General features: G+C 56.8%; 12 protein-coding genes and 2 tRNA genes. 11 read left to right on the top strand and 3 right to left on the bottom strand.

Annotated elements, in window-relative coordinates; translation table 11 throughout:
* Nucleotides 1-72 precede the first annotated feature (72 nt).
* From AACP59_RS04825 to AACP59_RS04815, 3 genes are all read left to right on the top strand, one after another.
* A complete protein-coding gene (locus AACP59_RS04825) occupies nt 73-945 on the top strand; it encodes a thymidylate synthase (protein WP_339350132.1) in 873 nt (290 codons plus the stop codon).
* An 87-nt stretch (nt 946-1,032) separates the two neighbouring features.
* Nucleotides 1,033-1,701 (top strand): dihydrofolate reductase, encoded by a 669-nt coding sequence (locus AACP59_RS04820; protein WP_297317284.1) that lies wholly within the window; start codon nt 1,033-1,035, stop codon nt 1,699-1,701.
* A complete protein-coding gene (locus AACP59_RS04815) occupies nt 1,701-2,240 on the top strand; it encodes a low molecular weight protein-tyrosine-phosphatase (RefSeq protein ID WP_297317294.1) in 540 nt (179 codons plus the stop codon). Before AACP59_RS04820 ends, AACP59_RS04815 begins: the two co-directional genes overlap by 1 nt.
* Nucleotides 2,241-2,471: 231 nt before the next feature.
* Here AACP59_RS04815 and AACP59_RS04810 read toward each other — a convergent pair.
* From AACP59_RS04810 to galE, 3 genes are all read right to left on the bottom strand, one after another.
* Nucleotides 2,472-2,547: transfer RNA gene (locus tag AACP59_RS04810), tRNA-Phe, on the bottom strand.
* 48 nt (nt 2,548-2,595) lie between these two features.
* Nucleotides 2,596-2,669: transfer RNA gene (locus tag AACP59_RS04805), tRNA-Asp, on the bottom strand.
* A gap of 87 nt (nt 2,670-2,756) precedes the next feature.
* Nucleotides 2,757-3,767 carry a UDP-glucose 4-epimerase GalE gene (gene galE, locus AACP59_RS04800; RefSeq protein WP_339350130.1) on the bottom strand — a complete coding sequence of 337 codons (1,011 nt, stop codon included), beginning with the start codon at nt 3,765-3,767 and terminating at the stop codon, nt 2,757-2,759.
* A 150-nt stretch (nt 3,768-3,917) separates the two neighbouring features.
* On the opposite strand from galE, the gene trmB reads away from it, so the two are divergent.
* The 8 genes from trmB (at nt 3,918) to AACP59_RS04760 (ending at nt 15,341) form a co-directional block, all read left to right on the top strand.
* Nucleotides 3,918-4,733: a tRNA (guanosine(46)-N7)-methyltransferase TrmB gene (gene trmB, locus AACP59_RS04795; protein WP_339350129.1), complete on the top strand. Its 816-nt coding sequence runs from the start codon at nt 3,918-3,920 to the stop codon at nt 4,731-4,733.
* A gap of 129 nt (nt 4,734-4,862) precedes the next feature.
* Complete coding sequence (locus tag AACP59_RS04790) at nt 4,863-6,884, top strand: GTP-binding protein (protein ID WP_339350127.1); 2,022 nt, start codon at nt 4,863-4,865, stop codon at nt 6,882-6,884.
* Between the two features lie 281 nt (nt 6,885-7,165).
* The gene (locus AACP59_RS04785) at nt 7,166-8,479 is read left to right on the top strand and encodes an ABC transporter substrate-binding protein (RefSeq protein ID WP_339350125.1); all 1,314 of its coding nucleotides are present in this window, start codon (nt 7,166-7,168) and stop codon (nt 8,477-8,479) included.
* A gap of 286 nt (nt 8,480-8,765) precedes the next feature.
* Nucleotides 8,766-11,108: a glycoside hydrolase family protein gene (locus AACP59_RS04780; RefSeq protein ID WP_339352925.1), complete on the top strand. Its 2,343-nt coding sequence runs from the start codon at nt 8,766-8,768 to the stop codon at nt 11,106-11,108.
* A 295-nt stretch (nt 11,109-11,403) separates the two neighbouring features.
* The gene (locus AACP59_RS04775) at nt 11,404-12,375 is read left to right on the top strand and encodes a carbohydrate ABC transporter permease (protein ID WP_297316939.1); all 972 of its coding nucleotides are present in this window, start codon (nt 11,404-11,406) and stop codon (nt 12,373-12,375) included.
* A 5-nt stretch (nt 12,376-12,380) separates the two neighbouring features.
* The gene (locus AACP59_RS04770) at nt 12,381-13,298 is read left to right on the top strand and encodes a carbohydrate ABC transporter permease (RefSeq protein ID WP_297316940.1); all 918 of its coding nucleotides are present in this window, start codon (nt 12,381-12,383) and stop codon (nt 13,296-13,298) included.
* A gap of 43 nt (nt 13,299-13,341) precedes the next feature.
* Entirely contained in the window at nt 13,342-14,097 is a 756-nt protein-coding gene (locus tag AACP59_RS04765; protein WP_297316941.1) for a YesL family protein, read from the top strand.
* A 206-nt stretch (nt 14,098-14,303) separates the two neighbouring features.
* Nucleotides 14,304-15,341: a LacI family DNA-binding transcriptional regulator gene (locus tag AACP59_RS04760; RefSeq protein ID WP_339350119.1), complete on the top strand. Its 1,038-nt coding sequence runs from the start codon at nt 14,304-14,306 to the stop codon at nt 15,339-15,341.
* The last annotated feature ends 152 nt before the right edge of the window (nt 15,342-15,493 follow it).

Raw genomic sequence — 15,493 nt, 5'->3', positions numbered from 1 at the left:
GTAAGCGGTCCGCGCTTGTTCCAGGGGAGAGATTCGGGTCCATGTTGGCCGCGGCTTGATAGACTGGCAACCATGGCTTTGTCCCAAGAACAGTTGCAGGAAATTCGTCCCAGGATCCCGGAACGTCCACAGACCGATATCCCCATGCCATATGAGGATCTGGTCCGCAGGATACTCATGGAGGGTAACCTCAAGTCGGATAGGACCGGAACCGGGACCATCTCCCTCTTCGGCCAGCAGATGCGGTTCGATCTCTCCGCCTTCCCCCTGCTCACGACCAAGAAGGTCTATTTCCGGGGGATCGCCTACGAGCTGCTCTGGTTCCTCAAGGGGTCGCAGAACGTCCGCTGGCTCCAGGAGCACAACGTGCACATCTGGGACGAGTGGGCCGACCCGGAGACCGGCGATCTGGGCCCGGTCTATGGGGTTCAATGGCGAAGCTGGCCTGCGCCGACCACGGAGGATCCCAACCGAACCATCGATCAGATCCAGACGGTTTTGGATCTGATCAGGACCCATCCCGACTCCAGGCGGATGATTGTCAGTGCATGGAACCCGGCCGAAACGGACCGGATGGCCCTGCCGCCCTGCCACGCCCTCTTCCAGTTCTATGTGGCCGACGGGCGTCTGAGCTGCCAGCTGTATCAGCGCTCCTGCGACATGTTCCTGGGCGTTCCCTTCAACATCGCCTCCTACGCCCTCCTGACTATGATGATGGCCCAGCAGACGGGGCTGGAACCGGGGGAGTTCGTCTGGACCGGCGGGGACTGCCACATCTACGACAACCACATCGACCAGGTCCTGGAGCAGCTTTCGCGGACTCCCTATCCTTATCCGCAGATGCGGATAAGGAAGGCGCCCTCGCTCTTCGATTACCGGTACGAGGATTTCGAGCTGGTCAATTACCAGAGCCACCCGGCCATCAAGGCCCCGGTGGCCGTCTGAAGAACCGCTTGTCGGGGCTTGCGCCGTCAAGGTAGTTGATTATCATGGGCTGGTATACCTACCCTTCACGAGGAGTGAATGCAACAGATGGAGCATGACAGTAGCCGTAGCGGCTATCACGAACCCGAGCCCGGGCAGGCCGGGCTTTTAGGTGGTGAGTATTGGCAGGATTCGGAAGGGGACATTGAACGTCCCCCCTCTGTCAATCTGATTTGGGCACAGGCGCGGTCCACGGACGGGCGGCCTGGCGCCATAGGCAATCGGAACGGGATGCCCTGGCATCTGAGCGAGGACTTGCGGCACTTCAAGGAGCTGACCATCTCCCACCCCGTGGTCATGGGACGCAGGACCTGGGAGTCCATGGGGTCCAAGCCCTTGCCCAACCGGGACAACATCGTCGTCACGACCGACCCCCTCTACCGGGCACCAGGTGCCACGGTGGTCACGGGGGCCGAGGATGCCCTCGACATGGCCCAGCAGGAGGCCATTCCCGCGGATGGGATGGATCGGGGAGAGATCTGGATCATTGGGGGGGCCAAGCTCTTTGAGTCCTTCTTCCCGTTGGCCGACCGGGCTTTTGTGACCGATCTGGACCTGGAGGTTCCCGCGGATACCTTCATGCCTGATATGGATGACCTGGTTCGTAAACGGTTCTGGCGGGTTTCCGAACAGGGGGAGTGGGAGGTTCCGGCCAGTACCGAGCAGTCTTCCCGGATTGCACGGTATTGCTTCACGACATATGAGAAGGTGCGATGATGGGCTCAGGCAGGACTGACGGCACTTGCAGACCGGGACCGTACACGGTCATGACCGTCTGCACCGGTAACATCTGCCGCTCGCCCATGGCGGAGATCATCCTCCGCAAGTTCTTCGAAGACCGGGGACTGGGGGCCGACAAGGTCGTGGTCCAGTCCAGCGGGGTCAGTGACGAGGAATTCGGCAATCCCATTGACCGGCGCGCCCAGAAGGTTCTGCGTGAGCGGGGCTACGAGGTTCCTTCGGACCACTTCGCCCATCGAATCAGCAGGGAGGAGGCGGATGAATCCGACCTGCTCCTGCCCATGACCGCGGACCATATGAGGTCCCTGCTTCGTCTCCTCCCGTCTCAGAAGCGTCAGGCCGTCCACCTCTACAGGAGCTTTGACCCGGACCTGCCCAAGCCGGCTCCAGGACAGGAGAGCCGGCTCGACCTGGTCGACCCCTGGTATGGCGGCTCCCATGAGTTCGAGGTGGCCATCGACCAGATCGAGCACACGGCACCGTACATCGTCGATTGGGTGGCTGACCAGCTCTGAGTCCGGCGAGGTATACCCGATCCTGAGGTATGTCGTGCCTGTTGAACGCCGGTTCCAGCGGTGGTGGTTGCGTGGGCTCTTTTCCTTGATGGTCTTTTGGTGTTTCCATGTGGAGGGCTGCGGACTTTCCGGGGGTTCCTCTCCCTTTGGACCACTGCTTGCCTCAGCTTGTGAAATCGCCTGCGTAATATAAAAATCCCTCTTCCCACGGAGGGGAGAGGGGATTACTGCTGGTGGCTCCGAGCGGGATCGAACCGTTGACCTAGCGATTTTCAGTCGCTCGCTCTACCAACTGAGCTACAGAGCCATGAACAGTCGAAAAGACCCGGACGGAACCGGGCCAGACCATTCAAAGCGACTCCGGCCGGACTTGAACCGGTGACCTCCGCCGTGACAGGGCGGCGCTCTAACCAGCTGAGCTACGGAGCCGTGGCTGCTTGGACAGCCAAGAGAAAAGTCTACATGACGGACAGGGGAATGCAAGCCCCCGGCGCGTCGCTGAGTACGGTGAACGGATCAGTCGGTCTGCTTCCAGGTGGCGGTGTCGATATGGTGATCGGGATTCGCCTGCCATGCCCGCCAGGCGGACTCGACGATGTCCTGCACGGAGTACTTGGCGTGCCAACCCATCTCGGTGTTGATCCGGGTGGGGTCGCCGATCAGGTGGGGTGGATCGCCTGCACGACGTGGTTTGACGGCCTCCTTGAAGGGAAGCCCGGTGACTTTCTTGACCTCGTCCACAATCTGACGGACCGAGGTGCCCTCACCGGTGCCCACGTTGAAGGCATCGTACTTGCGTTCATCGCGGTCCAGGTAACCCAGGGCGGCGATGTGGGCATCGGCCAGGTCGGAGACGTGGATGTAGTCCCGCACGCAGGTCCCATCGGGGGTGGGGTAGTCGTCACCGAAGATGGCAGGCGCCTTGCCCTGCTTGAGCCTGTCGAAGAGCATGGGAATCAGGTTGAGGATGGCGGGGTCCTCCAGCTCCACGGGGCCGCAGCCGGCCACGTTGAAGTAGCGCAGGGCGCAGAAGCGGATGCCGTGGGGTTCCTCGCAGGCCCGGGCCATCCATTCGCCGAAGAGCTTGGTCTGCCCATAGGGATTGATGGGGAGCATGGGCTGGACGTCCTCGGGGACCACATCGACCGGGGGCTCGCCATAGGTGGCGGCCGAGCTGGAGAAGACCAGCTTCTTGGCGTCGGTCCGGGTCATGGCGGCCAGGACGTTGATCATGCCGTTCAGGTTCTGGCGGTAATACCAGATGGGCTTTTCGACCGATTCGCCCACCTGCTTGCGGGCGGCGAAGTGGATGACCGAATCGACCTCGTTCTCCTTGATGATTTCGATCAGACGCTCATCGGCACCCGGGGCGGCCACGTCGGCACCGTAGAGACGGGCCTTGCCGATACGGGTCGGCTTGCCGTAGCTGAGATCGTCGACCACGACGACCTCCTTGCCGGCTTCATGGAGGGCGTGGACCACGTGGGCACCGATGTACCCGCAACCGCCTGTAACCAAAACGGACATGTGTTTGCCTTTCCTGTCGAAAACCGGACCAGGGAGACTTGTTCGGTTTTGCAATAATTTGTTGTTTTTTGTTATATATTGAGTATATCACGGGGACAAATTCCTGGTAGTCCCGTTTCTCGGCACTTTCCAGGATATATATGAGGTGTGATGAATGCAGAACCAGAGCGCAATGCCGGATGCCGGTCCATCGTCTCCTATGCGAGGCGGTCCGAGAAACTCAATGACCGTCTGGCACGGGCCTGGGCGGAGTACTCCTCCCGATACCTCCTCGACCTGGGGCAGGCGGAGGGATCGTTGACTGTGGGGGAGGACCTTCAATGTGATGCCGCCATGATCCGGTCCATCTGGGGTCGGGAGGCGCCACTGATCGTCGAGATCGGGTCCGGTCAGGGAGAGAACGTCGTGGCTTCGGCCCGGGAACACCCTGAGCGGAACTATCTGGCCCTGGAGGTCTATCGGCCGGGCCTGGCCCACACCATGCTCAAGGCCGGAAAGTCCGACCTGGATAATCTGCGGCTGGCCCAGGTCAACGCCCCGGACCTCCTGGCCCGGATGGTCCCGGGCATGATTGCGGAGGTCTGGACCTTTTTCCCCGATCCCTGGCCCAAGATGAAGCACCACAAACGCCGCCTGGTCCAGCCGGCCTTGGCCGATGATCTGGCGGACTGCCTGGAAGCCGGCGGGGTCTGGCGAATCGCCACGGATATCGAGGACTACGCCCTGCACGTGCACGAGGTCATGGACGGGAACCCACGGTTCAGGAACCGGGGGAACTTGCCGGTCGGTCTGCCCATCCGGCACGTGGGCAAGGGGACGGTGGACCAGGCCGCCTCCCTGCCCCACGCCACCTTTATGGAGTCGGAGCGGTTCGAGGGGAGAATCGTGACCAACTTCGAACGTAAGGGGATTGAGGCCGGCCGGGTCATCCACGACCTGACCTACCAGGTATCGACCCCGAGGTGACCCTGACCGTCGGCTATGGCCGGACGTGCGGCAGGGTTGCAACTTGCGTATGGTTGATGCCGGTAGAAGTCGGACAGGTCCGGACACCGGCGGCTTCCCAGACGGTCGTGGAGGAATGGAGGACTCGGGTTGACCAAGAGGATCGTGTTGGGCATGCTGGCCCACGTCGACGCAGGCAAGACCACCCTGTCCGAGGCCATGCTCTACCGGGCCGGACGGATTCGTCGCCTGGGCAGGGTGGATCACGGTGATGCCTACCTGGATACCAATGATCTGGAGCGGCAGCGGGGTATCACCATCTTCTCCAAACCGGCCAGGCTGATCTTCCACGACTTGGAACTGACAATTGTCGATACACCCGGGCACGTCGATTTCTCCGCCGAGATGGAGCGTACCCTGTCCGTTCTGGACTACGCGCTTCTGGTCGTCGATGCGACCTCCGGCCTGGAGGGATACGTCGACACGCTGTGGAGGCTCTTGGCGCGGTATGGGGTCCCCACCTTCATATTCGTCAACAAAATGGACCTTTCCGGTGCTGACTCCCAGCGGATCATCGATCTGAGCAGGAGGCGATGGTCCCAGGCCTGCCTGGACCTGAGCCATGGGTTGGACCAGGCCGGCATGGAGGATGTGGCTCTGCTTGACGAGGGTGTCATGGAGGAATACCTCAGGACCGGCGGTGTACCGGACGAGAGCCTGGCGAAGTTGGTGGCCGATCGCCGTCTCTTCCCCTGCTTCTTCGGGTCGGCCCTCCGTTTGGACGGGGTGGATACCCTTCTGGAGGGCCTGGAGCGGTATACGCTTTCATCGCGGTACGGCGAGGGGTTCGGGGCACGCGTCTTCAAGATATCGCACGACGGGAAGGGTGCCAGGTTGACCTGGCTCAAGGTCACCGGCGGTGACCTGCCGGTCAAGTCCACGCTGGACACTGGCGGCGACCTTCAGGGCGGAAGTGCCGTGAATGCGGAGGGTGGAACGGAGTCGTCCAATGTCTACGCGGATTCCGGCAAAACGACCAATCAGAAAAGCGGCGAAAAAATCGACCAGCTCCGTGTCTATTCGGGGGCCGCTTACGAGTTGACCGATTGTGCCCGATCCGGAAGCATCGTGGCTGCAACAGGACTGGATCGGACCCGTCCGGGGCAGGGACTTGGCATCGAGCGGGAGGAGGTAAGGCCGGTGCTGGAACCCGTGCTGACATATGCGGTGGAGGCCGTTGGCCTTGACAAGCACCAGGTCCTGAGTGCCCTGCGGACCCTGGAGGATGAGGATCCCCTCCTGCACGTGGTCTGGCAGGAACGGCTCCGGGAGATTCATCTGCGCCTGATGGGTCAGGTCCAGCTGGAGGTGATCCAGGAGGAGTTGGAGCGACGCTTCGGTATGAGGGTCTCCTTCAGCAGGGGCGGGATACTCTACCGGGAGACCATCGCCGGACCGGTTGAGGGAGTGGGGCACTTTGAGCCGCTCAGACATTATGCGGAGGTCCATCTGCTCCTGGAACCCGGCGAGCGGGGGAGTGGCCTCACCCTTGCCTCCGCCTGCAGTCTGGACCGTCTGGATGGCAACTGGCAGCGTCTGATCATGACCCACCTGGCGGAGAAGGAACACCTGGGTGTACTGACCGGTTCGCCCATCACCGACGTGTGCATCACCCTCCTCGATGGCCGCGGGCATATCAAGCACACCGAGGGTGGCGATTTCCGCCAGGCCACGTACAGGGCTGTTCGGCAGGGATTGATGAAGGCCAGGAGCATCCTGCTGGAACCCTGGTATCACTTCAGACTGACCCTGCCCCAGGAGAACCTGGGCAGGGCCATGTCCGACATCTACCGGATGAAAGGCTCCTTCGAGGACCCGCAGACGGATGGGGAGACGGTCGATCTTGAGGGGAAGGCCCCGGTTTCGCAGATGCGGGATTACGCCATGGAAGTCAACACCTACAGCCATGGCCGTGGGCATCTCTCGTGCCTCTTCAGCGGGTACCGCCCCTGCCAGGACCAGGACGCCGTGGTGGAATCCGTCGACTACGATCCGGAGTCCGATCCGGAGAACACCCCCGATTCGGTCTTCTGCGCCCACGGAGCCGGTTACCCGGTCAAGTGGACCAGGGTTGAGGATTTCATGCACCTGCCCGGAGGTCAGTACATCTGACATTGCGCAAGCCGGTACGGGTTCTCGCACAAGAACCATCGGTGGTGTGTTGGAATGGCTTCAATGTGGGGTGTCCCTTGATGATCCGTCAAATCGGAAGGGCAAACTTTGGCAACAAACCAGTTTGACCCTCCAATATGTGATTTATGATACAAATCGTAAAGCGCAATTGACGGGAATCCTGATCAGGAAGTGCTGATCAGGATTCTTTGTTCCGCTTTCTCAAAGTGGACTCATTGCATCAGCGACGATGACCGTCGTGACGTGAAAGGAATGGAAACGTGAAAAACCGCTCCAGAGTTATATTGACTTCGATTTTAACCGCTTCTTTGACCCTGGTTGGAGCCTGCGGCAGCGGTGGTAGCAAGAAGGCAGATTCCGATCAGCATCTGACGATTTCCTGGTGGGGGAACCAGGAGCGCAATGAGCGAACCAAGAAGATTAACGACTTGTTCATAAAGCAGAACAAGGGTGTCAAGATTGATGGACAATTCGCAGAATTTGCGGACTATTACCAGAAACTGTCAGTGGGTGCGGCAGGTAAGACGATGCCGGATGTCATGCAAATCGAGCTCGCGCATTTTCAACAGTTCAAGGATAATGGTCTTTTGCTGGACATGGGCAAATATGTCAAGGATAAGACCATTGACGTGTCCCATGTTGACAAGAAAGTGGTTGATCAGGGCAAAATAGATGGCACTCAGTACGCCTTGACGGCGGCCATCAACGCTCCCGCTCTCGTATACAACAAGACGCTGACCGACAGTTTGGGGATCACTGTCCCCAATAACATGACTATCGAGCAGTTCGAGGACATCAGTCGGCAAATTCACCAGAAGTCTGGGTACAAGACCAACTTCCGTTATTACGAAACCAGCGACGAGTTGGCTTATATGCTCCGCGCCAAGGGGAAGGTGCTCTTCCAGAAGGACAAGCTCGGGGTCAATTCGGCCACTGAGTTGGAGCCTTACTTCAAGGTCTATGAGGATGGGATTAAGGAGGGCTGGCAGTTGGATCCTAAGGTCTTCACTGAACTGAAAGCCATGTCGGTGGAGCAGGATCCGTTGGTTTACGGTACCGACCCCTCCAGAATGTCATGGTGCACCTTCAGATGGTCATCACAGTTCGTGGCCTACCAACCAGTGGCGCCGAATGGGGCCAAGCTGGCCATGGCTTCCTGGCCGTCCGATAACGTGGCCAAGTCCAACTATCTTAAGCCAAGTATGCTGTGGGTCATTTCGAAGAACTCAAAGAACCCCGACCTGGCGGCCAGATGGATCAATTTCTATACTAATAATGTAGATGCTAACAAGATTCAGCTGACTGATCGTGGTTTGCCGATCAGTGACAAGGTCTTGGATGCCATCAAGCCCGATTTGACTCAGCCCGATAAAGACTCCATCGATTTTGTTCAGAAGGTGGTCGCTCCCAAGTCCACCACCATCAACCCACCCGCCCCAAGCGGAGTCACGGAGGTGGACAGCAAGATACTGCCCGCCATCGAAGAGAATCTCTGCTATGGCAAGATTACCGCCAAGGAGGCGGCAAAGCAGTTCTACGAACAGGCAAATCAAAGTCTGTCCAGTTCCCGATGAACAAGACTCGGAAAGAGTGCTGGTCATCCCGGTCGATGCTGGGATGACCGCTTATCAATATGGTAGTGAGAAAATGGAAACGACCGAGACCGAAGTTGCCACCGGATGCATGATACGGGCAGCGGATCTTCGTGTCTCTGACACCTGCTCGATCAGTGATTTCGGAGCGGATCCGCAAGCCGGTCCGGTTGTCAACACCCGGGCCGTCAATGCTGCACTGAAGCATGTTGAGCAAGTCGGGGGCGGCACGGTTACTGTGCCGGCTGGACGGTATGAGGTTTATACCGTGCAATTGCGCAGCCGGGTGAACATCTATATGTGTGAAGGAGCCGTTCTGGCCGCCGCCCGGACTGATATCCGACATGGGATCTGCGACGTCCAGGGGGAACGGTTCACCCAAGAAGGCCAGGGAGGCAACTACCTGGAACCGGACATAAATCCCTATGTCGGCATCCAGGATCATGCACATTCCTATCTGCGGAACTGTCTGATCTGGGGGGACCGGATCCATGATGCGATGATATCGGGACCCGGACTCCTGGATGGCAGTTGGATTGACTCTGAGGGAAACCGCCATGAGGCCTTGTCGTATTCCGATCCTCGGAATCCCGATTCTCGTTTCAAACCCGGGTACCGGGAGGAATGGTTCGGAAACAAGGGGATAGCCCTTTTTCGGAGCACGCGTGTCGTTCTGTCTGGATTCAAATTCCTTGCAGGCGGCCACTTCGCCATTATCGCAACCGATACCAGCGATCTGCTCTGCGACTCCCTTCTGATTGATACCAACAGGGACGGCATTGACCTCGACTCGGTCACGGATGTGACCGTGCGTCGTTGCCAGGTCAATTCACCGCACGATGACGGTATTGTCGTCAAGGCGTCGATGGGGGCACAGCGGTTTGCTCCTACCAGCAATGTCCTGATTGAGGACTGTGAGGTCTCGGGGTATGACGTGGGATCTGTCCTGGCTGGTAGCCCCAGCGTAGACAGGGTGGCCTGTCATCCGGGAATCAACCCGATTGGAAGAGTCAAGTTGGGCACGGAGGCCACCTGCGGGTATGAAAGGGTGACCATCCGCAGGGTGAGTTTCAGGCATTGTTTCGGTCTGGCCGTAGAAGCCTGCGATGGGTCCGATGTACGTCATGTGCTCATTGAGGATATCGATATGAAGGATGTGACCTGTCCGCTCTTCATCAGGACAGGTGATCGCGCCCGCTATCCCGTGACAGGTCTGGACGGAAACGATGCGGTCGCGGTCGACGGGGATGTCCGGCTGGATCAGCCGGAGTGGGTACTGCCGAATACCAAGGGGCTTGACCTCTATCCGATTCGTCGTTTCGTGCCTTCATATAACACAAACGAGGTGAGGTTGGCCGATGGAAATCTGGTTGAACTTGTTGATGAGCAGAATCCTACCAGGGTCAATCCATCCAATTGGATGAGGGGGCCGGATGGAGCGGACCACCCCATACGGTATGACTCTGGCCAAGGTATCTACGGTCCGGATATGGGGAAGGCCCTGACCCCCGCCGACAAGGAAAGCATGGGCAACGCCGTGGGTGCCGCCCGCTGTGCTCGTGCGGTGGACGTGCGGGTGAGAGGTCTGAATGCCACCGACCTTGACCCGCGTTATCCAATCATCCTTGCAGGATGTCTGGATGGAAGACTGCAGGACATACACCTGGAAAACATTCACCTGGAATTCAGAGGTGGGTTGAGTCTTGACGACGCTGTTGAGCAGCGTCAGATTACAACTCAGTGGTTGTGCAAGGAAGGCGATTGGCCGACGGTCAGGCAGCCGGTCCAATGGATGGCGGAACGGCACAACAGGGCTGATGAGGCCCTTCTTCCCCGTGTTCGGTGGGATCAGCAATCCAGTGGATGGTTGGACGATCCCTTCAACGTGCCGGAGGATGTAACACAGTATCCCGAGCCGGTCCAGTTCGGCATCCTCCCGGCTTCGGCTCTCTATGCCAGGCATATGGATGATTTTTATCTGTCGGGCCTTTCTGTCGACTATCAGGTGCCTGACTCACGTCCAACCATGGTTTTGGACGATGTCAGGAAAGGCCGCCTGAAGGCGGTGGATGCAGGTCGGAATGCGCGGTTGATCCGTGTTTCCGACGTATGGAAGCGACCGACCGGATTCGAGTATGTCCGGAATGAACGTTATATGGAAACCGGCGTAGAGGACCTTGTCATACCGCCGGAAATGGACGTGGAGGATGTAAATCTGGTCTCTCCTGAGCCAGGGACCCCTCCTGACGATCTCTACCCTTATCCCAACCGGGCGGATGCGGCTTCTGGGTATACCTATACAACCAGGCTAACAGGACCTTCCCGTCTGCCCTCGACGGTCCATCCCCCGTATTTCCAAGCGCAGCAAATCTACAGGATTCGTCCAGGGGAGCGGCTTGACATTACAGTTTCGGTCCGCAATCCGGGAATAGAGGCCGATCTTGAAGAGGGACTTGTCAGCGCCCGGCATTTGCCTGCAGGGGCAAGTTTTGATGGGCACATATGTACCTGGATCCCAACCGAGCCTGGTAGATGGGTTTTGGAGTTCATGTTGGATTGGTCGGGAATGAGATTTTTCCAGCAGGTCCGGGTTGAGGTCAGGAAAGGATAGGGTGATTTTCTGTGTAGCTGATGAAATATCAAAAGTCAGTTTCATGAAAAAAACAGAAAAAATGCTTTATTGTTCACAATGTGAGGTAGCATATGACTGTAGGAGCCCCCATGGTCTTCATCTCGGATTCCTATGACCGGGCTTTTCCCAGTCAGAGAAGAAAGTTCGAGGAAGAGCGAATGTCGGCATATACCGGCCAGTGGAAGATTTGCCTCCTGATGGGAATCACCGGGATGAGTCCGTTGATGGAGCTGTCCTTGATTGCATCGGATACACATAGGTTGGAGGTTTGAGTATGGCAATTCAAGCAACAGTCACACAATCCGGTGGGATGCCAAACCCTCCGCAATCGGGAGTCAAGTTCCGTTCGCACGGCAGGTTGATTCGTTTTCTGCAAAAGGAAAAGGTGGCCGGGGTGGTCTGTTCTGCCCCCTTTATCTTCGGCTTCCTGATGTTTTTGGTTGTTCCGCTTGCCCTTTCTCTGTATTACACATTCACCGACTACAACATTATCGGCGAACCCAGATTCATCGGGTTGGACAACTATATACGGATGTTTACCAAGGATCCGCTGTTCTGGCAGTCGCTCGGTGTGACCTTCTTCTTTGCACTTATATCAACTCCGCTCAGGCTCATTTTCGCACTCCTTGTAGCCTTGCTTCTTCTGAGGAATTCGAAAATCTCGGGATTCTATCGTGCGGCCTTCTACCTTCCCTCCATCCTGGGTGGATCGGTCGCTGTAGCCATTCTCTGGAAGCAGATGTTTGCTGCAGACGGAGTGGTCAATAAGGCGTTGGGTCTCTTCGGGATCCATACACAATTTGCTTGGCTGGGAAATGAGTCCTCGGCCATCTGGACCCTCATTATTCTCGCGGTTTGGCAGTTTGGTTCATCCATGTTGATCTTCCTGGCCTCTCTGAAACAGATTCCCTCGGAACTGTATGAGGCCGCGAGTGTTGATGGGGCCAACAAATGGTCGCAGTTCTGGAAGATCACTCTTCCCCTGCTGACTCCTACGATCTTCTTCAACCTGGTCATGCAGTCCATCAATGGGTTCCTGGCCTTCACCCAGTGCTATATCATCACCCAGGGCAAGCCTAGGAACACGACGCTCTTCTTCATGGTGTACATGTATGACGAATCGTTTACCCGTTATCATGCAGGGTATGGTGCCGCTCTGGCCTGGGTCATGCTACTCCTGATCGGTATTTATACAGGGGTGCTGTTCCTCACCAAACGCTTCTGGGTCTATGACGAGGAGGCCTGATTGATATGAGCATCGCAACAGTCAGCAACAATGATCCCATGATGTCCAATAGCCATTCCGACGACAAGGGTCTTTCGTCGAAGCACCACATCAGGCCGCAGCGCATCCTTTACCATGTGATCGTAATGCTCTGCGCCTTATTGATGGTATATCCGATTGTTTGGATGGTCCTCAGTTCCTTCAAGCCCACAGCCATGGTGCTGGCCACATCCGGTCAGTTGATTCCGACCCATTGGACTTTGGACAACTACTTCAATGGATTCAAGGGGTTCGCTGGAACCTCGTTCTTCAGGTATATCGGTAATTCCCTGTTTATCTCCATTACCGCCACCATCGGTACGATAGCCTCTTCAGCCATAGTGGCGTATGCCATCAGCAGGCTCAAGTTCCCCGGCAGACGAATTCTCTTTGTCGCCATGCTTCTTTCCATGATGTTGCCGGCCCAAGTGCTGATGGTCCCTCAGTATCTCTGGTATCAGAAGTTGGGTTGGACAAACAGTTACCTGCCCTTAATCGTCCCCTACTGCTTCGCCATCCAGGGGTTCTTCATATACCTGATTATGAATTTCATCGATGGAATTCCTCGTTCTCTGGATGAGGCGGCCAAGTTGGATGGATGTTCCTATTACGGCATCTTTTTCAGGGTCATCTGCCCACTGATAACGCCGGCTGTCGTGACCGGCTGCATCTTCTCCTTCATGTGGCGCTGGGACGATTTCCTTTCGGCACTGCTCTATGTGTCGGATACGGAACGATACCCTGTCTCGCTGGCCCTGAAGCTGTTTGCCGACCCCAGCTCCAGTTCGGATTATGGTGCCATGTTCGCCATGGCTTCGGTCTCCATTCTTCCCAGTGTGCTGATATTCCTCTTCTTCCAGCGCTATCTGGTTGAAGGTGTAAGCACATCCGGGCTTAAGGGCTGAATGAAACCGGGGTGCTTCGATTGAGGATGACATTTATGATGATATGTACTCGACCATTCGTGTCATCATCGATTGGGGGCCCCGGCCTATGAATCTGTATGGTTTCTTCTATGGCAGAAGCAAAGGCCCTGAAAAAGCAGGCAAGAACGATCCGAAGGGTCCTCTGCTCTTCTTGTCGATGTTCAAATGGCACTTCGGCAGATTGGTTGGTCTGAATCTTCTCTTTGTGGTCACCTGTCTGCCTGTGGTAACCATACCCTGTGCCATGACGGCCATGAGCAAGGTGCTTGGCCTGATGCTGAACCGTCGGATTTGCTATCCTGTGTACCACTACCGTCATGCGTTCACTGATGAATGGAAACGATCGAGTCTGGTGGGTTGGCTTTTTCTGCTGGCGGTTGTCGCTTCTTTACTCGGGGTCTGGTTCTATCCCCGTTCCGGTCTGTCCTTCGGGAGTATTCTTGGTGGGCTCTGCCTCTTTCTGGCAGCAGTACTGCTGCTAGGAACGGTCTATCTTTTCCCGATGATCGCTTTCACGGATCTTGGGGTGCGTCAACTTATCAACAATTCGTTGTTGCTGGTCTTTTTGTGCCTGCCCTACTCAGTTCTTGTGCTTCTCCTGGATGCCGCCTTTCTGATTTTGCTCTATGTGGGACTGCCATATACGTCGCCGATAATCCCGATTCTGGGTTTCTCTTTTCTCGGTTTGATAGGGAATCAGGCAGCCTGGCAGGCACTTCATCGATATGTTTTCAAGGATGATGCGGCAAAGACCGCTGAAGGCGAAAACAAGGCATAGGAACAGGTTTCTGCAGACTCAAAGCGAGTGGTCGGCAAGACCTGGTGTACGATTCCCCGTCGTTCATGCTCCTGAACCCATACCCACTCAGAATCGTAGGTGTTCGAATGTGTCATGGCGGGGGCTGGAAGCATGGATCACCATGCCGTTTGTTTTATGATTGCTGCTAAGCTGTTCATGGAAATGAGGGAAAGCAAGGATAAACCATGAGTGAACCGACAATTCACGATGTTGCCCGGCAGGCCGGTGTATCTGCCGCGACCGTTTCCCGCGCCCTCAATGGTGGATTGGTCAAAACCCAGACAAGAGACAGAATCAAGGCCGTAGCTAAGAGTATGGGCTACAAATCTGGCGCATCTTCCCGTAAGACCACACTCTCACGTTCCGGAAGCGTAGGAATCCTTGTGACCGATGTAGGGAATTTTTACTTTGCCGACCTTCTTAAGGGACTCTTCTCAGTTGCTCAAGGGGCCGGATGCCGGATGGTCATCGATGACCTGGATGGTGGGGACCCGGATACTGTCATCAAGAGGATGATCGCAGGGACTGCAGGACAGGTAGTCATTGCACCGCGTTTGGACGACGATTTTCTGCGTCGGCGGTTTTCACCTGATAATACGGTTTTCGTCTCCAAGCAACTTGACGGGTACATGTCGGCCTGTGCCGATGACAGATCCGGCATGACTCAGGCAGTTCGGCACCTGGCCTCCTTGGGGCACAGGCGAGTGGCCTATGTTGGCGGATCTGATCGTTCCTGGACGAATACGCAACGAATCAACGCTTTTACCGATAGCGTTGAAGAATACGGTCTGGAAAGCATGGTCCTTGGTCCTTTCGAGCCATCATACGGGGGCGGGGTCAATGCCTGTGACGCCGTCATGCTGGAGCAGGATTTGACGGGGATCGTGATTTTCAACGATCTGATGGCTGCCGGTCTGTTAAGCAGTCTTAAAGAGCGCGGACGCAAGGTACCGGAGGACTTTAGCCTGATCGGCATCGACAACAGTGTGCTTTCGAGAGCAGTAAGACCCAGTCTGACCACTGTTGACGTAAGGCAGGAACGACTTGGGGCGGCAGCGATGCGGATACTCATCGACATGCTCCGTGAGTTTCCCGCATCAGCCGATCCGGGTGCGGGAAAGGAATCAGACCGGATTCCCGAGAGGCTGGTGATCCCCGAGATTCTGCTGACTCGGGGATCAACGGCGCCCCCGTCCAAGAATCTGGACCAAGGGACCATATAAATGCTACTTCCTCCTGGGATCTGCTCATGGCGCCTTAGTATGGAACAATGCTATTGCATTTTCTGAAATAGTTGGCAACTCAAGATGTAATTTTCTACTTCTTTGCTAAGCTGATGCTAAATGGTGGCAGCTGTGCATTAGCCCCATTGAGT

This window comes from Bifidobacterium indicum, from assembly GCF_036987015.1.
Lineage (GTDB): Bacteria > Actinomycetota > Actinomycetes > Actinomycetales > Bifidobacteriaceae > Bombiscardovia > Bombiscardovia indica.
The sequence above is the reverse complement of the archived record's forward strand: the minus strand, read 5'-3'. Positions and strand labels throughout refer to the sequence as shown.

Bases quoted from the DNA above. Each gene is read 5' to 3' on its own strand.
- AACP59_RS04825 (WP_339350132.1), top strand. From the start codon at position 73: ATGGCTTTGTCCCAAGAACAGTTGCAGGAAATTCGTCCCAGGATCCCG.
- AACP59_RS04820 (WP_297317284.1), top strand. From the start codon at position 1,033: ATGGAGCATGACAGTAGCCGTAGCGGCTATCACGAACCCGAGCCCGGG.
- AACP59_RS04815 (WP_297317294.1), top strand. From the start codon at position 1,701: ATGGGCTCAGGCAGGACTGACGGCACTTGCAGACCGGGACCGTACACG.
- galE (WP_339350130.1), bottom strand. From the start codon at position 3,767: ATGTCCGTTTTGGTTACAGGCGGTTGCGGGTACATCGGTGCCCACGTG.
- trmB (WP_339350129.1), top strand. From the start codon at position 3,918: ATGAATGCAGAACCAGAGCGCAATGCCGGATGCCGGTCCATCGTCTCC.
- AACP59_RS04775 (WP_297316939.1), top strand. From the start codon at position 11,404: ATGGCAATTCAAGCAACAGTCACACAATCCGGTGGGATGCCAAACCCT.
- AACP59_RS04770 (WP_297316940.1), top strand. From the start codon at position 12,381: ATGAGCATCGCAACAGTCAGCAACAATGATCCCATGATGTCCAATAGC.
- AACP59_RS04765 (WP_297316941.1), top strand. From the start codon at position 13,342: ATGTACTCGACCATTCGTGTCATCATCGATTGGGGGCCCCGGCCTATG.
- AACP59_RS04760 (WP_339350119.1), top strand. From the start codon at position 14,304: ATGAGTGAACCGACAATTCACGATGTTGCCCGGCAGGCCGGTGTATCT.